The following is a 15,103-nucleotide window of genomic DNA, read 5'->3' as shown; positions in this document are numbered from 1 at the left end:
GGCCTTCCCACGGTCGTTCACCGGTCGCCCCACCTTGAAAGGCGGCGGCCTCGGGCGCCGCGAACCGGCGTGAGTCCGATGTACCCGCGCGACGCGGCAGGCGTCGCGAGGCGACAGCCCCGGGCGGGAACGGCGCCGAGGCCGTCGCACCCGCGGGGGTCGCGACGGCCTCGGTCCCCAGGGGAGCGGCACGTGTCAGAGCGGCGGGTGGATCACCGCGTCCACGGCTTCCACACCGCCTCGTGGCGCTCCACCCACTTCCGGGCGGCCTGCTCCGGGGTGAGCTTCTCTTCGGCGATCATCAACGACACCTCGTTCTGGTCCGCGACGCTCCAGTGGAACCTCTTCAGGAACGAGGCCGCCTTTCCGCCGTTCTCCGCGAAGCGCGTGTTCAGGTACTTCCGCAGCGGTGTCCGCGGATAGGCGCAGTCCACCTTCTCGGGATCGGCGTCGCAGCCCTCCCGGTGCTCGGGCAGCTTCACCTCGGTCATGGGAACCCGCTCGAACAGCCACTGCGGCTCGTACCAGTAGGTCAGGAACGGCTTGTGCTCCTTGGCGAACTGCCTGATCTGGGTGATCTGCGCCGCCTCGGACCCGGCGAAGACGACCTCGAAGTCGAGGCCGAGGTTCTTCACCAGCGCCTTGTCGTTCGTGACGTACGAGGGCGAGCCGTCCATCAGCTGACCCTTGCCGCGACTCTCGGCGGTGCGCAACTGGTCGGCGTACTTGCCCAGGTTCTTCCAGTCGGTGACGTCCGGGTGCTCCTTGGCGAAGTACGTCGGGACGAACCAGCCGATGTGGCCGGTCACGCCCAGATCGCCGCCCGGCGTGATGGTCTTCTTGCCCTCGACGTACCGCTTCTCCTGCTCCGGGTGTCCCCAGTCCTCCAGGATGGCGTCGACCCTGCCCTGGCTGAGCGCGTCCCACGCGGGCACCTCGTCCACCTGGACGGTGTCGACGCGGTAGCCCAGTTCGTGTTCGAGCAGATAGGCGGCGACGGCGGTGTTCGCCTGTGCGCCGACCCACGACTGGACGGAGAGCGTCACCGTCTTCGCGCCCCGCGCGGCGGCGTACGGGGAGGTCTGGCGGGTCATGTCGGCCGCCCCGCAGGCGGTGAGCGCGACGAGGGACGCGGCGGCCGCGAGCGCGGCGACCGCGCGCCGGCCGGGGACCGGTCCTCGGCGGTGGTGGGGGGAGATCCGCATGTCAGGCCTCCTTCGCGGGCTGGGTGACGCGGTCGAGAACCAGGCCCAGGCAGACGATCGCGGCGCCCGCGACCAGGCCGGTGGCCAGGTCGCCCTGGGCCAGGCCGAGCACGACGTCGTAACCCAGCGCGCCACCGCCGACCAGGCCGCCGATGATGACGACGGCGAGGACCAGTACCACCGCCTGGTTGACGGCGAGCAGCAACGCGGGCCGCGCCAGCGGGAGTTGGACGTGGCGCAGTTGCTGGGTGCCCGTCGCGCCGAGCGAGCGGGCCGATTCGAGGGCCGCCGGGTCCACCCCGCGCAGGCCCTCGGTGGTGATGCGCACCACGGCGGGCAGCGCGTAGACGACTGCGGCGGCCGCGGCCGGCGCGCGCCCGACCCCGAACAGCGCGACCACCGGGATGAGGTAGACGAACTGGGGCATCGTCTGGCACACGTCGAGCACCGGACGCAGCAGGCGCTCCGCCCGGGCACTGCGGGCGGCGCCGACGGCGACGGCGAAACCGAGTACGAGGGTCACGGCGACGGCGGCCAGCACCTGGGAGAGGGTGTCCAGGGACGGCTCCCACACACCGAGGACCCCGATGGCGGCCAAGGCGAGGACGGCGGTCAGCGCCGTACGCCAGGTGCCGACGAGGAGTCCGAGGGCGCCGACCAGCGCCAGGAGCAGCCACCAGGGAGTGGCCTGCAGGCCCGAGCGCAGGGGGTCGAGGACCCAGCCGGTGAAGCGGGCGGCCCAGTCGGCGGTGCCGCCGACCACCGGCACTCCGGAGTAGAGGTGGTCGGTCATCCAGGCGACCGCGCTGTTCACGGGCTCCGCGATCGGCACGGTCCAGGACGCGGGCCACAGGGAGGAGCCCGCCATGCGGCCCACGACGGCGACGGCGACCGCCGCGAGGAGCGTCAGCGACCACCCGTACCAACCCGCGAACACGCGTCGCAGCGGATGCCGCTCCGCGGTCGGGACCTGGGCCGCGCCCATCCGGTCGCCCGCCGCGTCCGCGGTCCGGTCGAGGACCACCGCGAGCAGCACGATGGGGATGCCGGCGGCGAGCGCCGCACCGACATCGACGGAGGCGAGTGCCTGGTAGACGCGGTCGCCGAGGCCGCCGGCGCCGATCACTGACGCGATGACGGCCATCGACAGCGCCATCATGACGGCCTGGTTGACACCCAGCATGAGCTGTCGTCGGGCCAGCGGGACGCGGGCCGTGAGGAGGCGCTGTCGTCCCGTGGCGCCGAGCGAGGCGGCGGCTTCCAGCACTCCTGCGTCGGCCTCGCGCAGCCCCAGCGCGGTGAGCCGCGCCATCGGCGGGGCCGCGTACACCACGGTCGCCAGGACCGCGGCGGGCACGCCGATGCCGAAGACCAGCACCATCGGCAGCAGGTACGCGAAGGCGGGCAGTACCTGCATGGTGTCGAGTACGGGGCGCAGCGCGCGGTCGGCCCGGTCCGACATCCCGGCGGCGAGGCCGAGCAGGGCGCCGAACACGACGGACGCGGCGACGGCCACGACCATCAGGGCCAGGGTCTGCATGGTCGGCACCCACATGCCGAGCAGCCCGCACGCGGCGAAGGCGGCGACGCAGGTCAGGGCCAGCCGGACGCCCGCGAGGCGCAGGGCCACCAGGCCCGCCAGGGCGGTGACGCCGGTCCAGCCGGCGGCGAGCAGCACGACGTAGACCGCGCGGACCGACACCACCACGGCGTTGCTGACGTGTCCGAAGAAGTAGAGGAAGAGCGGATGGTGGTCCCGGTTGTCGATGATCCAGTCACCGGCCCGGCCGAGCGGCCCGGACAGGTCGACGGCCAGCGAGCCGGGCCAGCCCGCGGCTCCGGGGAGGAGGATCGCCAGGGGCGCCAGGACCAGGGCGACGACGGCGAGGGGCAGGACCCGGCGGCCGGCGCCGTGGCGCTGGAGCAGGGCCCGCAGACGGGCGCCGGGGGAGGCGACGGCGGGGGGCCTGCGTTCGGGCCGTCTGTTTCCGCCGGGCCCCGTGGGCCCCGCGGGTGCGAGGGTCGGGCCGGGCGGTCCCTGCTCGCGCACGGGTGTGGTGGTCCCGGTCATCGGCACCACCGCCCGTCGTCGGGGACGAGGGCGGCGTGACGGGCACGGGGCGTCATGCGGCCACCCCCCGGCCGTCGGGCGTCGGGAGACCCGCCACCACGGCGAGCAGCCCGGCGTCGTCGACGACGCCGAGACAGCGACCGCGGTCGACGACCCTCGCCGGCCCGCCGCTGCGGGCGACGGCCTCGATGGCCTCCACGACGGTGGCCGCGGGGGCGAGCGCGGGGCCGTGGTCGGCCTCGTCGGCCACCGCGGGGCGCATCGCGCTGCGAACGGTGATCACCTGTTCGCGCGGTACGTCGCGCACGAAGTCCCGTACGTAGTCGTCGGCGGGCGAGCCCACGATCTCCTCGGGTGTGCCCAACTGCACGATCCGGCCGTCGCGCATCAGCGCGATCCGGTCGCCGAGCCGCAGCGCCTCCGTCAGGTCGTGGGTGATGAAGACCATGGTGCGGCCCTCGTCGTGGTGGAGCCTCGCCACCTCGTCCTGCATCTCCCGGCGGATCAGCGGGTCGAGTGCGCTGAACGGCTCGTCGAACAGGAGGACCTCCGGGTCGGCGGCCAGGGCGCGGGCCAGGCCGACGCGCTGCTGTTGGCCGCCGGACAGTTGACCGGGCCGGCGTTCCTCAAGGCCTTCGAGGCCCACCTTGGCGACCATCTCGGCGGCCTTGGCCCGCCGGTCGACGCGGCTCACGCCCTGGATCTCCAGACCGTAGGCAACGTTGTCGAGCACGGTGCGGTGCGGCAGCAGGCCGAAGTGCTGGAAGACCATGGCGGCGCGGTGCCGGCGCAGTTCGCGCAGCCGGCCGGCGTCCATGGCGAGGACGTCCTCGCCGTCAATGGAGAGCGACCCCGCGGTCGGTTCGATCAGCCGGGTCAGGCAGCGCACCAGGGTGGACTTGCCGGAGCCGGACAGGCCCATGACGACGAACACCTCGCCCTTGCGGACGTCGAAGGTGACGTCGCGGACGGCGGCGGTGCAGCCTGTCCGCTCGCGGAGCTCGGCCGCCGGCAGCGCGGCGTACTCCGAGCCCGGGACCCGGACGGCCTTGCGCCGGGGCCCGAAGACCTTCCACAGCCCGTCGACCGAGAAGACGGGGGAGTCGGCGCCGGGCACGGCGGCGACGGTCGAGGGAGCGCTCATCGGACCTCACCGCCCCGCAGCAGATCGGCGGCCTTCTCGCCCACCATGAGTACTCCGATCATCGGGTTGACGGCCGGCATCGTCGGGAAGACGGAGGCGTCCGCGATGCGCAGGCCGTCGAGGCCGCGCACCTTCAAGTCGGGTTCCACAACAGCCTGTTCGTCGTCGGCGGCGCCCATCTTGCAGGTGCCGGCGGGGTGGTAGACGGTGTGCGCCACCGAACGGGCGTACTCGCTCAGGGCCTCGTCCTCGGTGATCTCGGGTCCCGGGCAGACCTCACGGCGCAGCCAGCCCGCGAGCGGCTCGGTCGCGGCTATCTCGCGCGCCACCTTGATCCCGTCCACCAGGGTGCGGGCGTCGTAGTCCTCGTCGTCCGTGAAGTAACGGAAGTCCAGGGCGGGTTTCACCTCGGGGTCCGCGCTGGTGAGGTAGAGCCGGCCCCGGCTGCGCGGCTTGGGGATGTTGGGGGTCAACGACACGCCGTGCGCCGGGCGTTCGTACCCGAGCCGCTCCGGGTTGTCGGTGAAGGGGATCTGGTAGAAGTGGAACATCAGGTCGGGCCCGGGGGAGTCCGGGTCCCGCCGGAGGAACAGCCCCGCGTCGCTGTCCATCGCCGAGTTCTCGGGGATGGGGCCGTCGGTCTCCCAGACGATCACCGATTCGGGGTGGTCGAGCAGGTTCTCGCCGACACCCGGCAGGTCGTGGACGACGGGAATGCCGAGCGCCTCCAGGTCACGGCGCGGACCGATGCCGGAGTGCAACAGCAGCCGGGGGGTGTCGACCGCGCCCGCGCACACCAGCACCTCACGCCGGGCGGTGATCAGCGACCGGCCGCCGTCCTTGGCGCGGACGTGGACGCCGCGCGCCCTGGTCCCGTCCAACTCCAACCGGTACGCCCAGGTCTCCAGCAGCAGCCGCAGGTTCGGCCGGTCGCCCATGACGGGGTGCAGGTAGGCCACCGACGCCGACGAGCGCTTGTTGTCCTCGGGGTGGTAGGCGAGGTCGAAGAAACCCACGCCCTCGTGGAACGGCTTACGGTTGAAGCCCTCGATCCGCGGCACGCCCAGCGCGTCCTGTGCGGCGTCCACGAAATCGCGGGCGATGGCGTTTCGGTCCGCCTCGCCGACCGGCACGATGTTGTTGAGGAGCCGGTCGAAGTACGGGTCCATGGCGGCCGCGTGCCACCCGTCGGCGCCGGCTTCGGCCCACTCGTCCCAGTCGGACGGCAGCGGCTTGAAGGCGATGAGGGTGTTGTGCGAGGAACAGCCGCCCAGCACGCGGGCCCGACTGTGCCTGATGTGCGAGTTGCCGCGCGGCTGCTCGGTGGTGGGGTAGTCGTAGTCGAGTTCCCCGCCGAGCAGGCCCATCCAGCGGCGCAGGGTGAGGACGTCGGGGCGGTCGACGTCGCTCGGACCGCCCTCGATGACGGCGACGGTGACGCTAGGGTCCTCCGTGAGCCGGGAGGCGATCACGGAGCCGGCGGTGCCCCCGCCGACAATGACGTAGTCGTACTCGTGCTCGTCCACGTGCCGGTTCGCGAGATCGCCCGCGTGTTCGTTCCGGTGCTCGTGACGGTCATGGTGGTGCGTGGTGCCGGTCATGTCTCTCCTGCCCCCGTCAGCCCGCGAACCAGCGCACGGGGCGCGGGGCGAGGTTCTGGTACACGTGCTTGGTCTCGCGGTACTCGGCCAGTCCCGACGGGCCGAGCTCGCGCCCGATGCCGGACTTGCCGAAGCCGCCCCACTCCGCCTGCGGCAGATAGGGGTGGAAGTCGTTGATCCACACGGTGCCGTGGCGCAACCGCCCGGCCACCCTGCGGGCGCGGCCCTGGTCCGCCGTCCAGACGCCACCGGCGAGGCCGTACTCGGTGTCGTTGGCGAGGGCGACCGCCTCGTCCTCGGTACGGAACGTCTCCACGGTCAGGACCGGCCCGAAGACCTCTTCGCGCACGACGCGCATGCGCCGGTCGCAGCGGTCCAGGACGGTCGGGCGGTAGAAGTACCCCGGGCCCTCGGGTCGTTCGCCGCCGGCGCGCAGCACCGCGCCCTCGGCGAGCGCGGAGGCGACGTACGACTGTGTCCGTTCGAGCTGGGCGGCCGAGACCAGCGGGCCGCACTCGACCCCGGGGTCCGTGCCGCGGCCGAGGCGGATCTTCTCCGCCCGGCGGGCGAGTTCGGTGACGAACCGCTCGCGCAGCGACTCCTCGACGATCAGCCGGGAGCCGGCCGAGCAGACCTGGCCGCTGTGGATGAAGGCGGCGTTGAGGGCCTGGTCGACGGCGGTGTCGAAGCCTTCGTCCGTGGCGCAGGCGTCGGCGAACACCACGTTGGGGTTCTTGCCGCCCAGTTCGAGCGCGACCTTCTTGACGGTGTCGGCCGCGGCCCGCATGACCTTCGTGCCGCTGGTGAGACCGCCGGTGAAGGAGATCAGGTCGACGTCGGGGTGGGCGGCGAGGCGCGCGCCCACCGGATCGCCCGCTCCGGTGACCAGGTTGGCGACCCCGGCGGGCAGGCCCGCCTCGACCAGCAGCTCGATCAGGGCCACCGTGGTCAGCGGGGTCAGCTCGCTCGGCTTGACGACGAAGGTGTTGCCGGCGGCCAGGGCCGGTGCGATCTTCCAGCTCGCCTGGAGCAGGGGGTAGTTCCACGGCGTGATCAGGGCGCACACCCCGACCGGTTCGTGGACGACGACGCTGTGGATGTCGGACGATCCGGCGTCCACGACCCGGCCGGCGCCCTCCCCGATCACGAGGTCCGCGAAGTAGCGGAACGCGTCGGTGACACAGTCCACGTCCACGCGGCCCTCTTCGAGGGTCTTGCCCGCGTCCCGGCTCTCCAGGAGGGCGATCCGTTCACGGTCGCGCCGGAGCAGGTCGGCGGTGCGGCGCAACAGCGCCGCGCGCTCGGCGACCGGGGTACCCGGCCACGGTCCGTCGTCGAAGGCGGCCCGGGCGGCGCCGACGGCCGCGTCCGTGTCGGCGGTGTCACCCTCGGCGACCACGGCGAGTACGGTGGCGTCCGCCGGATCCAGGACCTCCCTGGTGGCTCCTGCGACCGCGGACCGCCACGTCCCGGCTGTGTGAATGGTCTGTTGCTCCGACACGGCGCGCTGTACCTCCGGTTCCGGCACCGCGGCGGGCCCGCGGTGAACTGGAACCACCGCGCGTGCCCGGTGCCCCGGAAGACATGTCCCATCCGTCCCTCAAGTGACGGGAGTCACCCTCCGTGACGCGGGGGCCCGTCCGCTCCATGCGCTCCGGACGGCCCGGCCGTCGGGTCAGTGGACCTGGATGCCCGCGCCGGTCGCCCGTCCCCCGCTGTAGCAGGTGGCCGTACTGGTGGTACCCACGCGGTTCCACGTCGGGTCGTATACGTAGTAGTCCTTCGCCAGGGTCCTGACGCATTTGGTGTATACACGGAATTCGCCGGTGCCGTTGGTGCAGGTACCGGCCGCGGTGGTGCCGGAGCTGTACCAGGTGCGGCAGTCATAGGGGTCCGCGGACGCCGGGCCGGCGCCGGCGATCGTCAAAGCCGCCCCGAGAGCCGTCGATACGATCAGGGACACAACGCGCTTCATCCACGCCTCCGTTGAGGGAAGGGTCCTCGGCCGCTGTCCACTATCCCGACGGTCGCCCGATTCGCCTACCACGCGCGGCGGTTCGCCCGTATACGGCCGAGTGGCCGCTCTATCCGAACAAGGGGAACCGGGCGGCGTCCGGACCCAAACGGTCCCGGTCCGCGTCGGTCAGCGGCGCGCGCCCGGTCGCCGCACGCGCGTATCGCGTGTCGTCCCAGGCCACCGGCACGGGGCGGCCGAGCAGCCCGTCCAGGGTGCGGCGCACCTCACCGAGCCCTCCGGTCGAGGGCCCTGGTGCGTCGGGGAGGGACACGACGAGATCGAGATGGTGGATCGTCGCCTCGACGGCCAGCGTGCGGATCAGGTCCCCGGCGCGCAGGACGTGGCCCTGGGTCGCGACCGGCCGGTCGATCGCGGCGCCGGCCGCGGCGTACACCACCGCGGCCGCGGTCTCCGCGTACAACTCGCACAATTGCTCGACGTGCAGGAACATGCTGGCGACGACGCGGTTGTACCGCCGGCCGTTCGCCGCGCCCACGGTCCCCGGGCGCCAGTCCGCCCAGTAGGTGACGGCGTCCCGGTCCGGCATCCCCTCGGCGGGCGTGTGCAGCGCCACCAGACCACGCTGCGCGTCGCTCAGGCAGTGGAAGACGAGGTCGCGTACCGACCAGCCGACACAGCCGGTCGGCAGCCACGACCGCTCGTCCGTGATCGACCGGACGACGGCCGCGAAGGCTCCGTACGACGCGCGCAACACCTCGGCCGGCTCGGTGACTTCCCTCTCCTGCGGCATGTCGGCGAGCGTAGGTCGGTCGCCCGTGCCCGGGCAAGAGGGCCCCCACACCTGTCGGCCGCCGTACGCCCGGGGAGAGCCGTCAGGCGCCCTACCGGGGCTCGCCGGACAGGACCTCCACCTTTCCCGTGTCGAGCGAGTAGTAGGCGCCCACCACGGCGAGGGCGCCCTTGGCCACCAGCGGCGCGAGGTCTCGGTTGGAGCGCAGGGCGGACGCGGTCAGCGTGACCTGGTCCCGGGCCATGGTCTCGACCGGGTCCGCGCCGCCTTGCCTCACCGCCTGCTCGTACGCCGGTTGCAGGGCCTTGACGATCGCCTGTAGGTTGCCGGGCAGCGGCTTGCCGTCCCGCAGCGACTTGTACGCCGCCTCCACCGCCCCGCACCGTTGATGTCCCAGGACCACGATCAGCGGAGTGCCGCTGGTCATCGGCCCGTACTCGACGGAACCGGTGACCACCGGGCCGATCGCCTCCCCGCCGGTGCGCATCACGTACAGGTCGCCCAGCCCGGTGTCGAAGAGGAGTTCGGGCGGCACGCGGGAGTCGATGCAGGCGAGGACCGACGCGAAGGGCTCCTGTGACTGCGCCACGAGCTGACGCCGGTCCGGATCGCGGTCGGGGTGCTGCAAGTCTCCGCTCACCCAGCGCTCGTTTCCTTCCATCAGCCGGGTGAACGCCGCGGCGGGCGTGGTCGGCCGCGGCGTCGACGAAGGGCCGGTCGCCGGCGTGGCGACGCTCTTCGTCGTGCACCCGGCAAGCCCGACCGTGACGCTCGCGAACGCGCCGGCCAGCACGGTCCTGCGATCCGGCCGTCCCGAAGTGTCCATCGATCGTTCCGTTCCCCTCGGTGCCGCGGCACAGCCGTGTGTCGACCACGGCGATTGTTCAGCGCCCGGCCGGTGACCCGGCGGTAGGCGCACGCGGGCGCGGGCGACTTCGCCCCCGACGGCCCACACGCGTCGACCCACCCGGGAGCCGGAGCCGGCACGTCGACCGGAAGCAGGGGCCGGTCGGATCGGGCACGTCCGTGTCGTACCGGGACGACCTCGCGTCACCTATCCTGCCGATCCGAGAGTCACCGGGGGAGCGATCATGCCCGAGCGGAAACCGGCCCTGCCCGCGTACGGCGGCCGGCCTTGGTTCACGGCCAACGAAGGGCTCGCCTTCCTCGTGGAGTTGGTCGCCCTGGCGATCCTCGCCTGGTGGGGTTACCGGTTCGGCGGTGGAGGTCTGACCGGAGTGCTGCTCGCGGCCGGGACCGTGGCCGTGGCCGTCGTGCTCTGGGGGCTGTTCGCCGCGCCGAAGGCCCGCTTCGCCGTGCCCCTGGCCGGAGTCCTGACGGTCAAGGCACTGGTACTGGGCGGGAGCGCCGTCGCCCTGTACGCCCTCGACCACCACACCCTCGCGCTCGTGTGGGCCGTCGTGGTCGTCGCCAACACCGCGGTCGCCGAAACCCTGCGCCGGCGCGGCTGACCCCGCGGCGCGGCCGTCCTCGCCGTACGCACCCTGCGCCAGTCCCACGGCCGGTGAGCTGTCCTCCTCTTCGAGCGGTCGGTTCAGGGACGCGGTCGGGGAGCGAGCCGCTCACCGCCGTCGGGCTCGGCCGGGACGCCCGCGACGGCGTGCAGGCTCCGTTCCGCCAGGATCAAGGACCGTTCGCGGACGCAGTCGGCGTGCACGACGACCTCGCCGGGATCGAGACAGTCGATCGCGCTCTGCACGGCGGCGAGGGCGGGCTCGTATTGCTTCAGCCTGCGCAGCGCCCCCGCCTTGCGGAACAGTGCCTCCGGCCCCAGCAGGCCGTCCGAGAAGGCGGAGGTCTCCAACAGCCCCAGCATCAGCGACGCCTGTCGGGGGAGGTTCTCCCCGAGCCACAGGCCGTGCAGCAACGCGTGCACCACCTTGTCCTCGCCGCCCGCCCGGGCCACCACCGCCTCCATCAGCTCCAGCCCCTCCGTCCGTGAGCGCCCGAGCAGGGCGAAGGCGCGCAGGGCGTCGGTGTACGGGTCCTGCGAGCCTCGGTCGGAGGGCAGCCCGGCGAAGAACTCCTCGATGGCGACGCAGCGGAAGTCGTACCGCAGTGTCGTCAGGTACGCGTGCCACAGGGCGCGCCCGAACGCGGTGCCCGGATCCAGGGACCTCACGTAGGCCGCGTCCAGGAACAGCAGGGCGCTGAATCCCTCCGCCCGCGCCCGCCAGGCGAGGTCACCCGTCACCCGGGCCGACTCCCGCCATGACGCCTCGCCCCGCGCGAGCCACACGGCGGCCTCCCGAGTCCAGTCACGCCCCGAGTCGATCTCCTCCGCCACCCGGGCGCGCACCATCACCCAGCCGCGCTCGCGCAGTGCCTCCCCTCCCTGTCCCAGGGCGTGCTCCACGGCATCGGCCGCCCTCGGCAGCCTCCACAGGCCGCCCGCCGCCCGCTCCGACGCCGCCGTCCACCGAGGGGGCAGCGCACCGATCGCCGCCCTCGCCGTCTCCAGTCCGGGATGGTGATCCCGGCGATCCCGTCGTCCCACGTACACCAGCCGCCTTCCAGTTCACGCCGCCCGCACGTCATGTTCGTGGCGCACCGGCGCATCCGTCCTCCCGTGGTCCACCCTTCACGGTGATACCCGAGCCACGGGCAGCACGGGCGACGACGCGGCCACATGGGCGAGCCGGTGCATCCACGACGGCCGGACGGGGGGAAGGGAAGCGGGGGCAGCGGTCGGTGTGGGCGGAGCGAGAGGGTCGGGACGCGTGGACGAGGACCCGGATGTGGTGATCATCGGGGCGGGCGCCGCCGGGTTGAGCCTCGCCATGCGGCTGAGCGCCCCCGGAGCGTGGGCCACGCCACCACCCTCGGTGGTCGTCCTGGAGGCCTGCCCCGGTCCCCTGCGCGTACCGGACCGGACCTGGTGCTTCTGGGAGGAGGGGCCGGGCGAGCACGACCCGCTGCTCACCGGCCGCTGGGACCGGCTCAGGGTGACCGGCGCCGACGGCCGCCCCGCCGACTCGCGACTCGGGGCGTGGCGGTACAAGATGCTGCGCTCCGCCCGGTTCGAGGAGGCCGCCCGCCGGACGCTGGAAGAGCGGGGCTGCGAGCGCCTCCAGGTCGATGTCGCGTCGGTGCGCGACCGCCCGGGCGGGGCGGAGGCGCTCGGGCACGACGCGGACGGGCGTCCGCGCACGATTCGCGCGCGGTGGGTGTTCGACTCGCGCCCCACGCGACCCCTGCCCCCGTCCCGCACCGCGCTGCTCCAGCACTTCAAGGGGTGGTTCGTGCGGACCCCGACCCCGGCCTTCGATCCGTCCTACGCCCATCTGATGGACTTCCGGACCGCGCAACCCCCGTCGGGCCTCGCCTTCGCCTACGTGCTGCCGTTCAGCCGGTGCGAAGCCCTCGTGGAGTACACCCGGTTCTCGCCGAGCGTGCTGCCCGAAGCGGCCTACGACAGGGAACTGCGGGACTACTGCCGCGATGTCCTGGGCCTCGGCGCCTTCACGGTCACCGGCACCGAATCGGGCGTCATCCCCATGACCGACTCCCGCTTCCCGCGCAGGCGGGGCCGCTCGGTCGTGCCCATCGGTGCGGCCGGCGGTGCGACCCGGCCCTCGACGGGCTACACCTTCGCCGCGATCCAACGCCAGACCCGCGCCATCGACTCGGCGCTGCGCCGCGGTCACGACCCGATCGCCCCCGCTCCCTACGGCGCCCGTCCGCTGGCCATGGACGCGGTGCTGCTGCGGGCCCTCACGACGGGACGGATGGACGGGGCCCGCTTCTTCACCGACCTTTTCCGGACCGTGCCGGCCGACCGTCTGCTGAGGTTCCTGGACGGAACGACGAGTTGGCGGGAGGACTTCCTGCTCGGCCTGCGCACCCCGATCACACCCATGCTCCTGACCCTGCTGGAACTGCCCCTGCTGCGACGACGGACGCGCCCGTGAACCGCCGAGGACGCTTGCGCGGCCGTCCCATGGAAGGAACCCCGCACGCCATGCACACCCTCCCCGTCCTGCGCGACGACGACCTGTCCGCGGCCTTCGACCACGCCGCGTCGACCTACGACCTCCTGGTCGGTGCCCATCCCGGCTACCACAGCCAACTGCGCCGCTCGGCCCGCCGCCTCGGCGTCCGGTCGCTGCCACCCGGCAGCCGGTTGCTCGATCTGGGTTGCGGAACGGGCGCCTCGACCGCCGCGCTGCTCGCCGCCGGCGCCCGGCGGTGCGGGATCACGGCCGTCGACGCGTCGGCGGGAATGCTGGAGCGGGCCGCGACGAAGCGGTGGCCTGCCAACGTCTCCTTCATCCAGGCGCCGGCGGACCGTTTGGGCGACGCCGCGGCGGACGGCCCTTTCGACGCCGTCTTCGCCGCCTACCTCTTCCGCAACGTCACCGACACCGACGGTGCGCTGGCGGAAGTCCTCGCCGCCATGGCGCCGGGCGGGCGCATCGCCGTGCACGAGTACGCGCTGAGCGGCCGGGCGGTGCACCGGGCCGTCTGGAGCGCCGTGTGTCGGGGCGTGGTGATGCCGCTCGGCCGGGCGACGGGAAACGCGGCGCTGTACGCCCACTTGTGGCGCAGCGTCATCGACTTCGACACGGCCCCGCGGTTCGCGGACCGGATGCGCCGGGCGGGCTTCGTCGACGTTCGGGCCCTGCCGCTCGCCGGATGGCAGGCGGGCATCACCCACACGTTCGTGGCGCGGGCCCCGAGGCGCGAAGGGCCGGTGGCATGACGTCCAAGGGCCGGGAGTCCCGCTTCCCCGGAAAGGACCGGCGGGCCCACGAAATGCCCGGACGCCCGGGCCGGGAGCGGATCGACGGGCACGTGCCCCGCGTCGCGGTGGTCGGCGGCGGCATCGCGGGGTTGGCCACGGCGGTGCCGTTGGCGGAACGCGGGGTGGCGGTGACCGTGTTCGAGCGGGAGCCGGGACTCGGAGGGCGACTGGCCGGGTGGCCGGTCCGTCTTCGCGACGGTTCGCCCGCCACGATGAGCCGTGGGTTCCACGCCTTCTTCCGCCAGTACTACAACCTGCGCGCGCTGCTGAGGCGGACCGATCCGGGCCTGCACGGTCTCGTGGGACTGCCCGACTACCCCCTGCGTCACAGCGGCGGTGGCGAGGACGGCTTCGCCCGCGTACCCCGCACCCCTCCGCTCAGCGCGCTGGGGTTCGTCGCCCGCAGCCCGTCCTTCGGCTGGCGGGATCTGACGAGGATGGACGCGCGGGCCGCGCTGCCGCTGCTGGACGTGGCGGTGCCCGAGGTCTACCGCGGGCTCGACGGGGTCAGCGCCGCGGAGTTCCTGGCCGCCATCCGGTTCCCGGACGCCGCGCACCACCTCGCGTTCGAGGTGTTCTCCCGGAGTTTCTTCGCCGACCCGCACCGACTGTCGGCCGCCGAGCTGGTGTTGATGTTCCACATCTACTTCCTCGGGTCCGCCGAGGGCCTGCTCTTCGACGTGCCGCGCGAGCCGTTTCCGCAGGCCCTGTGGGAGCCGCTGGGCCGTCACCTCACCGCGCTGGGGGCCGAGGTGCGTACGGCGACGGCCGTGGAGGAGGTCCGCCCGGCGGGGGCCGCCGGCTTCGAGGTACGGGTGGCCGGCCGGGACGAACGCTTCGACGCCGTGGTCCTCGCCATGGACGTCCAGGGCCTGCGTCGGGTCGTGGCGGCCTCGGAGGACCTGGGCGACGCGAGGTGGCGCGAGGACATCGCCGGGCTCCGCACCGCCGCGCCGTTCCTCGTCTCACGGCTGTGGCTTGACCGTCCGGTCCGGCCCGAGCGGCCGGGCTTCCTCGGGACGAGCGGATACGGGGACCTGGACAACGTCAGCGTCCTCGACCGCTGGGAGGGGGAGGCCCACCGGTGGACGCTGCGGACCGGCGGCTCGGTGGTGGAGCTGCACGCCTACGCCGTGGACCCGGCCCGGGAGCGTTCGGCGGTCGAGGCACGGCTGGTGGAGCAGCTGCACTCGGTGTACGGCGAGACCCGGGAGGCCGGGACGGTCGACGTACGGCACGAATGGCGCGACGACTGCCCGCTGTTCGAGATCGGCGGCTACGCCTCCCGTCCCGGGGTGCGCACTCCCGATCCGCGGTTGTTGGTGGCCGGCGACATGGTCCGTACGGGGCTGCCCGTCGCGCTGATGGAGCGGGCGGCCACCAGCGGGTTCCTCGCCGCCAACGCGCTGCTGGAGCAGTGGGGGGTACGGGGCGAGACGCTGTGGACGGTGCCGCGACGGGGGCGGTCCGCGCCGCTGCGGACGCTGGCGCGGCTGGGCCGCACCCCGGGACAGGACGAGCGGGTCGGCGCGCGCTCCCCCGCCTGACG

The 15,103-nt window shown here is 73.2% G+C and carries 14 protein-coding genes; 5 read left to right on the top strand and 9 right to left on the bottom strand.

What is annotated here, in order from left to right; genetic code table 11:
- Nucleotides 1-212 precede the first annotated feature (212 nt).
- From E6R62_RS23265 to E6R62_RS23230, 8 genes are all read right to left on the bottom strand, one after another.
- Entirely contained in the window at nt 213-1,205 is a 993-nt protein-coding gene (locus E6R62_RS23265; RefSeq protein ID WP_136215456.1) for an ABC transporter substrate-binding protein, read from the bottom strand.
- 1 nt (nt 1,206) lies between these two features.
- Complete coding sequence (locus E6R62_RS23260; protein ID WP_136215455.1) at nt 1,207-3,276, bottom strand: ABC transporter permease subunit; 2,070 nt, start codon at nt 3,274-3,276, stop codon at nt 1,207-1,209.
- Nucleotides 3,277-3,328: 52 nt separating this feature from the next.
- On the bottom strand, nt 3,329-4,420 hold the full coding sequence (locus tag E6R62_RS23255) for a glycine betaine/L-proline ABC transporter ATP-binding protein (RefSeq protein ID WP_136215454.1): 1,092 nt from the start codon (nt 4,418-4,420) through the stop codon (nt 3,329-3,331).
- Nucleotides 4,417-6,021, bottom strand: a complete 1,605-nt coding sequence (locus E6R62_RS23250; RefSeq protein ID WP_136215453.1) for a GMC family oxidoreductase — start codon at nt 6,019-6,021, stop codon at nt 4,417-4,419. Before E6R62_RS23250 ends, E6R62_RS23255 begins: the two co-directional genes overlap by 4 nt.
- A 16-nt stretch (nt 6,022-6,037) precedes the next feature.
- Entirely contained in the window at nt 6,038-7,522 is a 1,485-nt protein-coding gene (locus tag E6R62_RS23245) for an aldehyde dehydrogenase family protein (RefSeq protein WP_136215452.1), read from the bottom strand.
- Nucleotides 7,523-7,696: 174 nt separating this feature from the next.
- On the bottom strand, nt 7,697-7,996 hold the full coding sequence (locus E6R62_RS23240; protein WP_136215451.1) for a hypothetical protein: 300 nt from the start codon (nt 7,994-7,996) through the stop codon (nt 7,697-7,699).
- Between the two features lie 109 nt (nt 7,997-8,105).
- Nucleotides 8,106-8,789 (bottom strand): maleylpyruvate isomerase N-terminal domain-containing protein, encoded by a 684-nt coding sequence (locus tag E6R62_RS23235; protein ID WP_136215450.1) that lies wholly within the window; start codon nt 8,787-8,789, stop codon nt 8,106-8,108.
- Nucleotides 8,790-8,880: 91 nt separating this feature from the next.
- The gene (locus tag E6R62_RS23230) at nt 8,881-9,429 is read right to left on the bottom strand and encodes a carbonic anhydrase (RefSeq protein WP_240801831.1); all 549 of its coding nucleotides are present in this window, start codon (nt 9,427-9,429) and stop codon (nt 8,881-8,883) included.
- Nucleotides 9,430-9,457: 28 nt separating this feature from the next.
- On the opposite strand from E6R62_RS23230, the gene E6R62_RS41030 reads away from it, so the two are divergent.
- Nucleotides 9,458-9,691 carry a hypothetical protein gene (locus tag E6R62_RS41030; protein ID WP_136215448.1) on the top strand — a complete coding sequence of 78 codons (234 nt, stop codon included), beginning with the start codon at nt 9,458-9,460 and terminating at the stop codon, nt 9,689-9,691.
- 189 nt (nt 9,692-9,880) lie between these two features.
- Nucleotides 9,881-10,261, top strand: a complete 381-nt coding sequence (locus tag E6R62_RS23220) for a YrdB family protein (protein WP_136215447.1) — start codon at nt 9,881-9,883, stop codon at nt 10,259-10,261.
- An 83-nt stretch (nt 10,262-10,344) separates the two neighbouring features.
- Here E6R62_RS23220 and E6R62_RS23215 read toward each other — a convergent pair whose 3' ends face one another.
- Nucleotides 10,345-11,307, bottom strand: coding sequence for a hypothetical protein (locus tag E6R62_RS23215; protein WP_136215446.1), 963 nt, complete (start codon nt 11,305-11,307; stop codon nt 10,345-10,347).
- 223 nt (nt 11,308-11,530) lie between these two features.
- On the opposite strand from E6R62_RS23215, the gene E6R62_RS23210 reads away from it, so the two are divergent.
- From E6R62_RS23210 to E6R62_RS23200, 3 genes are read left to right on the top strand one after another with little or no spacing between them, the layout of a single operon-like run.
- The gene (locus E6R62_RS23210) at nt 11,531-12,721 is read left to right on the top strand and encodes a lycopene cyclase family protein (RefSeq protein WP_136215445.1); all 1,191 of its coding nucleotides are present in this window, start codon (nt 11,531-11,533) and stop codon (nt 12,719-12,721) included.
- 50 nt (nt 12,722-12,771) lie between these two features.
- Nucleotides 12,772-13,512, top strand: a complete 741-nt coding sequence (locus E6R62_RS23205; RefSeq protein WP_136215444.1) for a class I SAM-dependent methyltransferase — start codon at nt 12,772-12,774, stop codon at nt 13,510-13,512.
- Complete coding sequence (locus E6R62_RS23200) at nt 13,509-15,101, top strand: FAD-dependent oxidoreductase (protein ID WP_136215443.1); 1,593 nt, start codon at nt 13,509-13,511, stop codon at nt 15,099-15,101. Before E6R62_RS23205 ends, E6R62_RS23200 begins: the two co-directional genes overlap by 4 nt.
- The last annotated feature ends 2 nt before the right edge of the window (nt 15,102-15,103 follow it).

Source organism: Streptomyces sp. A1136 (assembly GCF_004795055.1).
Taxonomy (GTDB): Bacteria; Actinomycetota; Actinomycetes; order Streptomycetales; family Streptomycetaceae; genus Streptomyces.
The sequence above is the reverse complement of the archived record's forward strand: the minus strand, read 5'-3'. Positions and strand labels throughout refer to the sequence as shown.